The organism is Agreia sp. Leaf283 (assembly GCF_001422485.1).
Classification (GTDB): Bacteria; Actinomycetota; Actinomycetes; order Actinomycetales; family Microbacteriaceae; genus Agreia.
On the sequence record NZ_LMNF01000002.1, the window covers coordinates 468,068 to 481,481 of the forward strand.

The 13,414-nt window shown below is 69.6% G+C and carries 9 protein-coding genes; 1 reads left to right on the forward strand and 8 read right to left on the reverse strand.

Translation table 11 applies throughout. From position 1 onward, the window contains the following. From ASF51_RS11120 to ASF51_RS11155, 8 genes are all read right to left on the reverse strand, one after another. Window positions 1–996 (reverse strand): MoxR family ATPase, encoded by a 996-nt coding sequence (locus ASF51_RS11120; RefSeq protein ID WP_055929328.1) that lies wholly within the window; start codon window positions 994–996, stop codon window positions 1–3. Next, on the reverse strand, window positions 993–2,153 hold the full coding sequence (gene ispG, locus ASF51_RS11125) for a flavodoxin-dependent (E)-4-hydroxy-3-methylbut-2-enyl-diphosphate synthase (RefSeq protein WP_200920394.1): 1,161 nt from the start codon (window positions 2,151–2,153) through the stop codon (window positions 993–995). The genes ASF51_RS11120 and ispG overlap by 4 nt, the downstream gene beginning before the upstream one ends. A gap of 46 nt (window positions 2,154–2,199) precedes the next feature. After that, window positions 2,200–2,868 (reverse strand): response regulator transcription factor, encoded by a 669-nt coding sequence (locus ASF51_RS11130; RefSeq protein ID WP_055929334.1) that lies wholly within the window; start codon window positions 2,866–2,868, stop codon window positions 2,200–2,202. After that, the gene (locus tag ASF51_RS11135; RefSeq protein ID WP_055929336.1) at window positions 2,865–4,190 is read right to left on the reverse strand and encodes a sensor histidine kinase; all 1,326 of its coding nucleotides are present in this window, start codon (window positions 4,188–4,190) and stop codon (window positions 2,865–2,867) included. Before ASF51_RS11135 ends, ASF51_RS11130 begins: the two co-directional genes overlap by 4 nt. A 101-nt stretch (window positions 4,191–4,291) precedes the next feature. Next, window positions 4,292–5,614, reverse strand: a complete 1,323-nt coding sequence (locus ASF51_RS11140; RefSeq protein ID WP_055929339.1) for an RIP metalloprotease — start codon at window positions 5,612–5,614, stop codon at window positions 4,292–4,294. Between the two features lie 73 nt (window positions 5,615–5,687). Next, window positions 5,688–6,767, reverse strand: a complete 1,080-nt coding sequence (gene dxr, locus ASF51_RS11145) for a 1-deoxy-D-xylulose-5-phosphate reductoisomerase (RefSeq protein ID WP_055929342.1) — start codon at window positions 6,765–6,767, stop codon at window positions 5,688–5,690. Window positions 6,768–6,815: 48 nt separating this feature from the next. Further along, the gene (locus ASF51_RS11150; RefSeq protein WP_055929345.1) at window positions 6,816–7,820 is read right to left on the reverse strand and encodes an FKBP-type peptidyl-prolyl cis-trans isomerase; all 1,005 of its coding nucleotides are present in this window, start codon (window positions 7,818–7,820) and stop codon (window positions 6,816–6,818) included. A 101-nt stretch (window positions 7,821–7,921) separates the two neighbouring features. After that, on the reverse strand, window positions 7,922–9,337 hold the full coding sequence (locus ASF51_RS11155; protein WP_369797309.1) for a DHA2 family efflux MFS transporter permease subunit: 1,416 nt from the start codon (window positions 9,335–9,337) through the stop codon (window positions 7,922–7,924). A gap of 126 nt (window positions 9,338–9,463) precedes the next feature. On the opposite strand from ASF51_RS11155, the gene ASF51_RS11160 reads away from it, so the two are divergent. Then, window positions 9,464–13,408 (forward strand): Pls/PosA family non-ribosomal peptide synthetase, encoded by a 3,945-nt coding sequence (locus ASF51_RS11160; protein ID WP_055929350.1) that lies wholly within the window; start codon window positions 9,464–9,466, stop codon window positions 13,406–13,408. Window positions 13,409–13,414 lie beyond the last annotated feature (6 nt).

A 13,414-nucleotide genomic window follows, 5' to 3' on the forward strand; every position in this document is an offset into this window, starting at 1 on the left:
TCAGGGCGTATGGACGGACGCGAAGACCGCGTCGATGACGGCCTCGGGACGCACACCCTCCGCGTCGGCCTCGAAGTTCAGAATGACGCGGTGCCGCAGCACGGCATGCCGGATGGCCTTGACGTCGTCGGGCACCACGTGGGCACGGCCCGACAGCAGGGCCAGCGCACGGGCGGCCTGCATGAACGCGATCGTGCCTCGCGGGCTCGCCCCGTACTCGACGTAGCCCGCCAGCTCCTCGCCGATGTAGTTGAGCGGATTGCGAGTGACGTAGACGATCGACACGATGTAGTTGCGGATCGCGTCGTCGACGTAGACACGGGACGCTGCGTCCTGCAGGAAGAGCACGTCGTCGAGCGACACGGACCCCTCGTGCTGGCTCGAGGCGTCGAAGACTCCGGCGTCGAGGCGGCGCAGCACCTCGAGCTCCTCCTCCATCGTCGGATAGTCGATGATCTCCTTGAGCAGGAACCGGTCCATCTGGGCCTCGGGCAGCTGGTAGGTGCCCTCCTGCTCGATGGGGTTCTGCGTCGCCATCACCAGGAACGGCTCCGGCAGGGGATGCACGGTGCCGCCGATGGTGGTCTGGCGCTCCTGCATCGCCTCGAGCATGGCGCTCTGCGTCTTCGCGCTCGAACGGTTGACCTCGTCGAGGAGCACGAAGTTGGAGTGCACCGGGCCCAGCTGGGTCTCGAAGGTGCTGGTGCGCGCGTCGTACACCTGCGTGCCCGTGATGTCGCTGGGCAGCAGGTCGGGGGTGCACTGGATGCGCGTGAACTGGGCGTGGATCGCCCGGGCCAGCGTCGTCGCCGCGGTGGTCTTCGCGAGCCCGGGAACGCTCTCGAGCAGCACGTGGCCGCCGGCGACGAGGGCGACGAGCAGGGCGCGGCGCAGGGTCACCTGACCGACGACGGTGGCCGAATACGACGATTCGATGGCGTGCACCACGGTGCCCGCCCGCTCCATCTCGGCCGGAGTGAGAGGCTCGTGCCTCATCGGGCTCCGACGGTCACGACGGGGCTGCCTGTCGACGTGTCGGCCGGCGGCATCTCGGCCGCGAGCCGGTTCGCCTCCGCGATCAGCGTGGACACGATCTCGGACTCGGGCACGGTCTTGACGACCTCGCCCTTGACGAAGATCTGACCCTTGCCGTTGCCGGATGCGACGCCCAGGTCGGCGTCGCGGGCCTCGCCCGGTCCGTTGACGACGCATCCCATCACGGCGACGCGCAGGGGCACGGTCATGCCCTCGAGACCGTCGGTGACGTCGTTGGCGAGCTTGTAGACGTCGACCTGAGCGCGTCCGCAGCTGGGGCACGACACGATCTCGAGCTTGCGCTCGCGCAGGTTCAGCGACTGCAGGATCTGCAGGCCGACCTTGATCTCCTGCGCGGGCGGTGCCGACAGGGACACGCGGATGGTGTCTCCGATGCCCTCGGAGAGAAGGATGCCGAACGCCGTGGCGCTCTTGATGGTGCCCTGGAACTCGGGGCCCGCCTCGGTGACTCCGAGGTGCAGCGGCCAGTCGCCGCGCTCGGCGAGCAGGCGGTAGGCCTTGACCATGATGATCGGGTCGTTGTGCTTGACCGAGATCTTGAAGTCGTGGAAGTCGTGCTCCTCGAAGAGACTGGCCTCCCAGACGGCGCTCTCGACGAGGGCCTCCGGCGTGGCCTTGCCGTACTTCTGCAGGAGCGAGGGCTCGAGCGACCCGGCGTTGACGCCGATGCGGATGGAGACGCCCGCGGCCTTGGCCGCCGCGGCGATCTTGCCGACCTGGTCGTCGAATTTGCGGATGTTCCCGGGGTTCACCCGAACAGCAGCGCAGCCCGCATCGATGGCGGCGTACACGTAGTTGGGCTGGAAGTGGATGTCGGCGATGACCGGGATCTGGCTCTTCTTCGCGATGATCGGCAGAGCCTCCGCATCGTCGCGGCTCGGCACGGCCACGCGCACGATGTCGCATCCCGACGCGGTGAGCTCGGCGATCTGCTGAAGAGTCGCGTTGATGTTCGGAGTCGGGGTGGTGGTCATCGACTGGACGCTGATGGGAGCGTCACCGCCTACGAGAACTTTGCCGACTTTGATCTGACGGGACTTGCGCCGAGGTGCGAGGGTCTCAGGCACTTTCGGCATTCCCAGATTGATAGCAGCCACGTCATCCAGTGTAGGCGTCACCCGAACGGCCCGAGCCTGCCTCGCCCTATCCGCCGCTCCAGCCGGTGCGGACGAGGTGTGTCTCGTAGGCCGTCACGACGAGCTGAACTCGGTCCCTGGCGCCGAGTTTCTGCATGATCCTCGACACGTGGGTCTTCGCTGTGAGAGGGCTGAGGAACAGCTTCGCCGCGATCTCCTCGTTCGTGAGACCGTGCCCGACCAGGGCCAGTACCTCGCGCTCCCGATCGGTGAGCACGGCGAGGGCCTCGGTGTCGACGACCGCCGACAGGCCGCCGGCGACCCGCCCCAGCAGCCGCTTCGTCACGCCGGGCGAGAGCAGCGCGTCGCCCGCCGCCACGACCCGCACCGCCCTGATGAGCTCGACCGGCTCGGTGTCCTTCACGAGAAAGCCCGAGGCGCCCGCGCGGATCGCGTCGACCACGTAGTCGTCGAGCTCGAACGTGGTGACGATCACGATGCGGGTCGCCGCACTCTCGGGGTCGGCCACGATCTGCCGGGTCGCCCAGATGCCGTCGCCGTCGGGCATCCGGATGTCCATGAGCACGACGTCGGGGCGCAGTCGCGTCACGAGCTCCACGGCCTCGGCGCCGGTCGAGGCCTCGCCGACGACGTCGATGTCGGCCTCGCTCGCGAGGAGCGCCGCGAAGCCGGCCCTGATGAGCTGCTGGTCGTCGGCGATCACGACTCTGATCATCGGGTGCCGGCCATCGGAGAGGAGCGGTCCGTCGACCGGGGAATGGTGGCGGTGACGGCGAAGCCGTGCGGCTCGAGGGTGACCGCCTCGAGGCGTCCTCCGAGCAGCTCCGCCCTCTCCCGCATGCCCAAGAGTCCCTTTCCCGCCACGTCGCCGAGATCGTCGGCGACTCCCCTGCCATTGTCGCTCACCCGGAGGATCAGGTCGTCGCCGACCTCCCGGAGTTCGACGCGGGCAGACGTCGCGCCGGAGTGCCTCACGATGTTCGTGAGGCACTCCTGGGCGATGCGGTACAGCGCGAGCTGCGCCGCCGCAGACGGAGCCGAGCGGAGATCGGAGTCGAGCTCGATGGAGAGGGAATCCGACCGGATGTTCTCGACGAGCCGGGGCAGGCTCGCGAGGTCGGCCTCCGGCACGAGCGGCGCCTCGGATTCGTCGGCGTCGCCGCGCAGGATCCCGAGCACGCTCCTGACCTCGTCGAGGGCCTGCTTGCTCGTCGCCTTGATCGCGGCCAGGGCCTCACCGGCCTTGTCGGGCTGGGACTCGAGGAGATGCAGCCCGACGCCCGCCTGCACATTGATCGACGACAGCGAGTGCGCAAGCACATCGTGCAGCTCGCGTGCGATCCTCACCCGCTCCTGCTGTGCCGCGTCGACGCGGCGCCGACTCTGCAGGGTCCGCAGCTGCGCGAAGCGCTCCCGTCTGGAGCGGATCGACGAGCCGAATCCGAGCGAGACGACAAGCCCCGCCGTCAGCAGCACCAGCGGCACCGGCTCCCAGGCGATTCCGAGAAGCCCGGCCCCCACGAAGCTCGCGGCCCATCCCACGGTCACGGATGCGACGGCCCACACGCCGGCGCCGCGCACGACCGCGAGGGCCGCAGCGAACAGGACGGCCACGTAGGCGGAGAAGACCGAGGGATCGACGAGCGCATCCGCAACCGCCACCACGGTCACGGCGACCACCGCCGGGCCGGCGAAGCGGCGTGCACCGATCAGGGCCGCAGGGCCGAGCACCGAGAGAAGGAGCGCGAGGGCGACACCCGCAGGCGGAACAGGGGGCGACGCCGCCGACAACTGAGCGGTGACGACGGCGAGCTGCACGACGAGAGAGACGATGACCGGAAGCCAGAGCCGGGCCTGCGGCGGAACAAACGGGCCCCGTGGGCCGATGCCGTACGCGCCTCGCCATCCGGAATGCGGGCCGTGCGGATGGCGTCGGCCGTCGCCGAACCGCCCATGGGGGCCGGGCGGCCAGGCCGGCGCGCCCCAGTCGTCACGACCCCGAGGATTCGGATCGTGCGGCGGTCGCTGCGGTCTCATGGTCTCGATGCTAGCGAGCGGCTCCCCCGCCGTCGTCCGCCCGGCGGGGCGACCGCACCTACTCCCGCGGGAGTACAGCTCCCTCGGGAGTACGACGGTCCTCAGCCGAAGAGATTGATCGGTTTGACGATGTCTGCGTAGATGAGAAGTGCGCTCATCGCACCCAGCACGATGACCACACCGAAGGTGAGCGGCATCAGCCGAGCCGTGTCGACGGGGCCGGGATCCCTGCGCTTGAACAGTTTGGCGAAGCCGCGTCGGATGCCCTCCCACAGGGCGCCGGCGATGTGTCCGCCGTCGAGCGGCATCAGCGGGACCAGGTTGATCACTCCGAGCGCGACGTTGAGGGAGCCCACCAAGCCGAGGAGGCTCGCCACCTTGGAACCCAGGGGCACCTGCTCGATGCTCGCGATCTCTCCCGCCGCACGCCCGACGCCGACCACGCTGATGGGGCCGTTCGGATCGCGCTCCCCCGGCCCGAATGCGGCGTTGGCCACGTCGACGAGTCTCTGCGGCAGGTGGAGGATGAGGTTCACGACATTGGCGATGTTCTCGCCCACGAAGGGCAGCACGGCGGCGGGGCTCTGCGGCACGAGCTCCTGCTTCGGACCGATGCCCACGAAGCCGACCTCCTGCGTGACGGGCTGGCCGTCCGCGTCGAGCTTCTGCTCGCCGTCGGCGTTCTGCACGTAGCGCTCGGCGAGCAGGGGAACGACGGTCAGGGTCGTCTGCCCTCCATCGCGCTGCACCTCGACGGAGAGGGACTTGTTCGGCGACTTCTGGATGATGGCGGTCGACTCGTTCCAGTCGGCCACCGGAACGCCGTCGATGGCGGTGATGATGTCACCCTCCTGGAAGCCGGCCGTGACGCCCGGGCCCGGGGTGTCGGATGCCTCGCACGTCTGCCGCTCACTGGTGGCGGGAAGCACGCACTGGCTGATCGACCCGATGGTGGTGGTCGACAGGCCGAAACCGCAGAGCACGATCGCGAAGACCACGATGGCGATGACGAAGTTCATGGCGGGGCCGCCGGCCATGATGATGATGCGCTTCCATACCGGGAGTCGATAGAACGACCGGTCGTCGTCGTCGCCGATCGTCTCTGCGCTCACCTCCCGGGCGTCCTGCACGAGGGTGTTGAAGAATCCGGTGCTGGCAGTGCGCACGGCGCCGCCCGTCTTCGCGGGCGGAAACATGCCGATCATCGAGATGTAGCCGCCCATGGGGATGGCCTTCAGCCCGTACTCGGTCTCGCCGCGGCGCCGGGACCACAGGGTGGGCCCGAAGCCGATCATGTACTGCGTGACCTTGACCCCGAAGAGCTTCGCCGGAACGAGGTGTCCGACCTCGTGAAGGCCGATGGAGACGGCGAGGCCCAGGACGATGACGAGCACGCCGATGATGAACTGCAGGACCGTTTCCACGTGCACACGTTACAGCGCCGTATCGTTCCACTGCTGGCGTTTCGCTGGACGCCGGCCGTGTTCCAGCCGTCAGTCAGCTCGCGATGAGCTCATCGGCGGTGCGCCGCGCCCACTCCTCCGTCGCCGCCAGCGAGTCGAGGGAGATCTCGGCCGGCGCGTCGTGCCGCTCGACGACGCTGCGGATGGTGTCGACGATGTCGAGGAATCCGATGCGGCCGGCGTGGAACGCCGCGACGGCCTGCTCGTTCGCCGCGTTGAAGACGGCCGGGTAGCTGCCCCCGGCCCTGCCCACCTCTTTCGCGAGCTCGACGGCGGGGAACGCCTCGGAGTCGAGCGGCTCGAATGTCCAGGTCTGCACCGACGTCCAGTCGAGGGGGCGGCCGACGCCGCGCACCCGGTTGGGCCAGTCGAGACCGAGAGAGATGGGCAGCTTCATGTCGGGCGGCGATGCCTGGGCGATGGTGGAACCGTCGATGAACTCGACCATCGAGTGGATGATCGACTGGGGGTGGACGGTGACGTCTATCCGCCCGTAGGCGACGTCGAACAGCAGGTGCGCCTCGATGACCTCGAGGCCCTTGTTCACCAGCGTGGCCGAGTTGGTCGTGATGACCAGGCCCATGTCCCAGGTCGGATGCGCGAGGGCCTCGCGGGGGGTCACGTCGACGAGCGACGCCCGGCTCCGGCCGCGGAACGGCCCGCCCGAGGCGGTGAGCACCAGCCGCTCGACCTCTTCCGGAGAGCCTGCGCGCAACGCCTGGGCGATAGCGGAGTGCTCGGAGTCGACGGGTACGATCTGGCCCGGGCGGGCGAGATCCTTCAGCAGGTCGCCGCCCACGATGAGGCTCTCCTTGTTGGCCAGGGCGAGAACGCGTCCGGCTTTCAGTGCCGCGACGCTGGGCCCGAGCCCGACAGAGCCCGTGATTCCGTTGAGGACGACATCGGCATCGACGTCTCGCACGAGGTGCGAGGCCTCGTCGGCGCCCAGGGCGGTGTCGGCGACTCCGAACTCGGCGGCCTGCTCGTCGAGGAGCTCTCGATTGCGTCCGGCCCCGAGCCCGACCACCTCGAATCTCTCGGGATTCGAGCGAACGACGTCGAGCGCCTGAACGCCGATCGAGCCGGTTGAACCAAGGATGACTACGCGTTTCACATCGCTATCCTCGCACCTGGGTGCGAACGGCCCCGAGGGCGCGCGGTGCTACGCGGCGAGGATGTCGATGACGAACACCAGGGTGTCGGTGCCGGAGATGCCCGCCTGCGCCTGTCCCTGGTCTCCGTAGCCCTGCGCCGGCGGGATGGAGACGATGACCTGCGATCCCACGGTCTGGCCGGTGATCGCCGCTTCGAAGCCCTGCACTGTGCTGCCGGGCTGAACCGCGAACGGCGTCTTTCCCCAGCTCTGGTCGAACACCGCCTTGCTGCCCCAGATGCTGCCCTGGTACTGAACGATCGACGGCTGGCCCGACTCGACGACCTTGCCGTCGCCCTTCTTCAGCACGGTGACGGTGAGGTCGGCCGGCGGCGCGGCGTCGGGAATGGTCACCGTCGGGGTGCCGTCCTCGGCATCGACAACGGTCGGCACACCGTCGACGACCGGCTGCGCTGCGCCGTTCGCCTTGAGCTGGTCGGGGTCGGTGACCGAGACGACCTGGCCGAAGTCGACGACGAACACGAGCGGGTCGGTGGCGGCGATGCCCAGCGAGGAGTTGCCCGCCTCGCCGAAGCCCTCCGAGGCCGGAACGGCCACGGCGATGCGCGAGCCCCCGTTGAGGCACTCGACGCCCTTCACCAGCCCGGGAAGGAACTGGGTCGCGTCGACGACCATGCTGAGCGCCGCTGAACCCTCGTCGTAGGTGGAGAAGACCTCGTCGCCCGACGTTCCGTTGAAGAGGGTGAAGTTGAGGATGCCCAGATCGCCGACGTTGGCCTTGGAGCCGTCGCCCTCGGAGAGCACGCTGCGCTGGGTGGTGTCGAGGTCGACGGGCGAATCGAACGTCGCTTCTGCCTTCGCTCCCGCGTCGCCCGTGACGGAGATCGAATCGGAGGCGACGCCGCTCGGAGTGTCGGTGCACGAACCCGCCTCGGCCTGCGGCGCGCTCGTCGCGCCCGCTCCCGGCGTGGAGCTGGGCGACGGCGAACCGGAGCATCCAGCAAGGGTCAGGGCGAGGGCCGAGACGGCGAGGATGACGGGAAATTTGCGCACGAGCGGGCCTCACAGGGTGACGGGGATGACGAGATCGCGCGGCACGGCGCGCGACGGATGACTGTGGCCCAGTCTGGACCATCGAGCATGGGCGTTCCTGTTCAGCGGCTGGGAGGGATCTCGTCGAGCACCCCGGATGTCTTCTCCGGCGCATCCGAGCGGCGGGGATTCACGATGCCGATGCCCGAGACGATGCCACCGAGCACGAGGAGCACGCCGGTGACGATCGCGGCGCGGTGGAATCCGTCGACGTCGAGATTCGCTCCCACGATGAGCCCGGCGGCCGCGACCGAGATGAGGCCCGCGACCCGGGAGACCGCATTGTTCACGGCCGAGGCGATGCCCGCACGAGACTGCTCGATGGAGCCGAGGATGGCGGAGGTGAGCGGCGCGACCGTGATGGTCATGCCCAGTCCGAACACGATGATCCCGGGAAAGACCTCGCTCCAGTAGTCGGCCGTGCTCGAGAGGCGCAGGAGCAGGAAGAACCCGGCGCCCGCGACGATCGGTCCGACGAGCATGAAGAATCGCGATCCGTACTTTCCGGCGAGCCGGCCGACCTGTGTCGAGAGGGCGATGCTGATGATCGTGGTGGGGAGCATGCTCAGGCCTGCCAGGGTGGCTGTGTACCCGGCCACCTGCTGCAGGAACACGGCGAGGAGGAAGGTTCCCAGCGAGAGCGCGCCGTACACGAGGAACGTCGAGACGTTGCCCACCGAGAAGTTGCGCACCCGGAACAGCGACAGCGGCATCATCGGCTGCGCCGTGCGCCGCTCGTGCACGATGAAGAGAACGAACGAGACGACACCGACACATGCGGGAACGATGATGACGGGACTCGTCCAGCCGAACCTGGACTGTTCGATGAGCGCGAAGACGGGCAGACCCAGGCCGACGATTCCGAGCACCGCGCCGATCACATCGACGCGGGATCCCGGCGCCGCCGGACGGTCGTGGGGAAGCCGGGCGAGGAAGAAGAGGGTCACGGCGATCGGGATCACGTTGATGGCGAAGACGAGCCGCCACGAGACGAGGTCGACAAGGAGGCCTCCGATGAGTGGCCCGGCGAGAAAAGCCGTGCTCGTCCACGCGGTCCACGACCCGATCGCCTTCGCCTGGGCCGGGCCCGAGAACGCGGAGAGGATCAGGGCGAGCGAACTGGGGACGAGGAGCGCCCCCGCGACTCCCTGGAGGGCCCGCGCCCCGATGAGGACCCCAGCGGTGGGAGCCACCGCGCAGATCAACGACGACACGCCGAACCCGACGACACCCCAGAACAGCACCCGCTTGCGCCCGAAGACGTCGGACAGCGAACCGGCCAGCAGGATGATGGAGCCGAGGGTGATGAGGTACGCGTCCATCACCCACTGCTGCGTCACGATGCCGCCGCCGAGTTCTCGTGTGATGGCGGGGAGCGCGACCGTGATGACGGTACCGTCGAGGAACGCGACGAAGGCGGAGAGCACGGCGACGATCAGTACCAGGCGCTGCATGACGGGGGTGGGAGGTGTGGACACATTCCTAGCTAACTCCACAGACGACGAATCCGTACCCGTTCGGGTCGTTAACCTCTCGTCCACCTCCGGCCTCTATGGTTCGAGCGCCGCGTGGGCGCGCGGCGACCGATACACCAGGAGACTGACGTGACCGACTCCCCCGCCGACCGCGGACTCCTTCTGGGCAGCGAGCGAACGCCGCCGGAGCGCACCCTCGTCGACATCCTTCGGGAATCGGCCGACAGGCATCCGGAATCGGCGGCGCTGGCCGATGCGAACGGATCGATCAGCTACCGCGAGTTGATGCGGCTCGTCTCGCAGGCCGCCGTCGCGCTGTCGATCGCCGGAGTCCGTCAGGGCGACAGGGTCGGAATCCGCATCCCCTCGGGGGGGCGCACGCTGTACATCTCGATCCTGGCCGTGCTCGTGCTCGGCGCCGCCTACGTGCCCGTCGACGCCGACGATCCGGAGGAGCGGGCCGAACTCGTCTTCGGCGAGGCCGACGTCGTGGGCTTCATCGGAGCGGATGGCACGATCGTGCCCAGGACCTCGGCCGACGGCACGCGCCGACTCGATACCCGACCGAGCGTCGGCCTCGAGCCCGTTCGCACCGGAACCGGAACCATCACCACGCTCGGCTCCCCCACTCCCGACGACGACGCCTGGATCATCTTCACCTCCGGCTCCACCGGAGTGCCGAAGGGGGTCGCCGTCACCCACCGCTCGGCCGCCGCCTTCGTCGACGCCGAGGCCCGCCTCTTCCTCCGCTCGGAACCGCTCGACGAGGGCGACCGTGTGCTCGCCGGCCTCTCCGTCGCCTTCGACGCGTCGTGCGAGGAGATGTGGCTCGCCTGGAGGCATGGGGCCTGCCTGGTTCCCGCGCCCCGCTCGTTGGTGCGCTCGGGCGCCGACCTCGGCCCATGGCTCATCGCGCACGGCATCACCGTCGTCTCGACGGTTCCCACCCTGGCCGGGCTCTGGCCCGCCGAGTCGCTCGAGAACGTACGCCTGCTCATCTTCGGCGGCGAGGCGTGCCCGCCCGAGCTCGCGGCACGGCTCGCCACTCCGGCCCGCGAACTGTGGAACACCTACGGGCCGACAGAGGCGACGGTCGTCGCCTGCGGCGCGCTCCTCGACGGATCGACGCCCGTGCGGATCGGCCTTCCCCTCGACGGTTGGGACCTGGCCGTCGTCGATGCGGCCGGCGAACCGGTGGGCGAGGGCGAGGTCGGCGAACTGATCATCGGAGGCGTGGGACTCGCCCGCTACCTCGACCCGGCCAAAGACGCGGAGAAGTACGCGCCGATGCCCAGCCTCGGCTGGCCGCGCGCCTACCGCAGCGGCGACCTGGTGCGATTCGAGCGGGCGGGACTGGTCTTCCAGGGCAGAGCGGACGACCAGATCAAACTGGGCGGCCGAAGGATCGAGCTGGGCGAGATCGAGGCGGCCCTGCAGGCACTGCCGGGTGTCGCGGGCGCCGCGGCCGTCGTGCAGACCTCGGGCGCGGGCAACCAGGTGCTCGTCGGCTATCTCGCGCTCGACCAGAGCATCGCCGAGTCCGACTTCGACCGCGCGGCGGCCGTGGCCAGGCTCCGAGAGGAGCTGCCGGCCGCACTCGTGCCGGCGCTGGCCGTCGTCGAGTCCATTCCGACCCGCATCTCCGGCAAGGTCGACCGCTCCGCACTCCCGTGGCCCCTGCCCGCGAGCGGCGGCGCCGGTCAGCCCGGGTCGACTGCCGAGCTCACGGGAACCGCCGGATGGTTGGCAGAGCTCTGGACGAGCGTCCTCGGAACGGCCGTGTCCGACTCCTCCGACGACTTCTTCGCGGTCGGCGGCGGCAGCCTGGCCGCGGCCCAGCTCACGAGCATGATCCGGGCACGCTTCCCCGAGGCGCGGGTGTCCGACATCTACGACCACCCCCGCATCGGGGCACTGGCCACCGAACTCGACTCGCGCACTCCACGCGAGGCGGCCGAGCCCCGCACTGTCGTTCCCACGCCGCGTTCCACCCAGTGGGCCCAGACCCTCCTCGGCATCCCGCTCCACATCATCGTGGGTGCGCGTTGGAGCGTCTACCTGCTCGCGGCGAACCTCCTCCTCGCCGCATTCGCCGGCATCGACTGGCTGCCCGAGATCTCCTGGTGGTGGCTGATCATCGGGTTCCTCGTGCTCGTCACGCCCGTCGGCCGCATGGCCGTCTCGGTCGTCGCCGCCCGCATCCTGCTGCGCGGCGTGCGGCCGGGCTCGTATCCGCGTGGAGGGCACGTGCATGTGCGCCTGTGGCTCGCCGAGCAGGTCGCCGGGCTCGTGGGTGCGGCCAGCCTCGCCGGTGCACCGTGGATCTCGTACTACGCGCGCGCCCTGGGAGCCACGATCGGAGAGGGCGTCGATCTGCACTCGCTGCCGCCGGTCACGGGAATGCTCAAGCTGGGAGCCCGAGTCGCCATCGAACCCGAGGTCGACCTCTCGGGGTACTGGATCGACGGCGACCTGCTGCACATCGGCACGATCACGATCGGAGCCGACGCGACGATCGGCTCGCGGAGCACGATGCTTCCGGGCGCCCGAGTCGGTCGAGGCGCCGAGATCGCCGCGGGATCATCGGTGTCCGGCCGAGTGCCCGGCGGCGAACGCTGGGCGGGCTCACCGGCCGAGCGGATGGGCAAGGCCCGCCCGGGCTGGCCGGCCGAACGGCCGCCGCGCGCATCCGGCTGGGTCGCGGCCTACGGCGCGGGCTCGGTCGTGCTGTCCCTTCTCCCCCTCGCGGCGCTCGCGGTCGGTGCGCTCGTCACGGGTGCGATGGTGCGGGGCTCGGATTCGCTCGGCGAACTCGCTCTGCGTGCCCTCTCGTCGGTTCCGCTCGCCACGTTGGCCGCGGGCGTCGTGTTCGCGGCGCTCATCGTGGGCAGCGTGCGGCTCCTCGGCATCGGCCTCGCCCCGGGGCACTATCCGGTGCGTTCGCGCGTCGGCTGGCAGGTGTGGGCCACCGAGCGCCTGCTCGATCTCTCACGCACCATGCTCTTCCCGCTCTACGCGAGTCTCATCACCCCCGTCTGGCTCCGCCTGCTCGGGGCCAAGGTCGGGTCGAACGTCGAGGCGTCGACGGTGCTGCTGCTGCCCGCCATGACGACGATCGCCGACCACGCCTTCCTCGCCGACGACACGATGGTGGCGTCCTACGAACTGGGCGGCGGCTGGATGCGCATAGATGAGGCCAAGATCGGCCGGCGGGCGTTCCTCGGCAACAGCGGCATGACCGGACCGGGGCGCACGGTGCCGAAGAACGGACTCGTGGCCGTGCTGTCGGCGACGCCGCGAAAGGCGAAGTCCGGATCGTCGTGGCTGGGCAATCCCCCGGTGCGCCTGCGCCGCGCCGTGGCCGAATTCGACGAGAGCCGCACCTACGAACCGTCGCGTGTTCTGAGAATCGCGCGGGCCCTGTGGGAGCTGGGCAGACTCGTGCCGGTCATGGTCACGGTGGCCATCGGGCTCGGCGTGCTGCTCGCTCTCGAGGCCGCGCTCGTCGCCTGGGGACTGGGGTGGACGATCGCCGTGTCCGGTCCCGTGCTGTTGGCGGCGGGAGCAGTCGCGGCCGCGGTCACGACCGTCGCGAAGTGGACGATCGTGGGCCGGATCCGCGCCACCGAGCATCCGCTCTGGTCGTCGTTCATCTGGCGCAACGAGGTCTCCGACACCTTCGTCGAGATGGTGGCCGCGCCGTGGTTCGCGCGGGCGGCGACGGGCACTCCTGCACTCGCCCTGTGGCTGAAGTCCCTCGGCGCACGCATCGGCGCGGGCACCTGGATCGAGACGTACTGGCTTCCCGAGGCCGACCTCGTCTCGCTCGGCGACGGCTCGACAGTGAACCGCGGCTGCGTGGTGCAGACCCACCTCTTCCACGACAGGGTCATGTCGCTCGACAGGGTGGCGCTCGCAGCGGGCGCGACCCTCGGCCCGCACAGCGTGATCCTGCCCGCGGCGCGCATCGACGACGGCGCGACCGTCGGTCCCGCTTCCCTCGTGATGCGGGGCGAGGTCGTTCCGGCGGCCAGCCGGTGGAGGGGCAACCCCATCGCCCCGTGGAATACTTGAGCGACC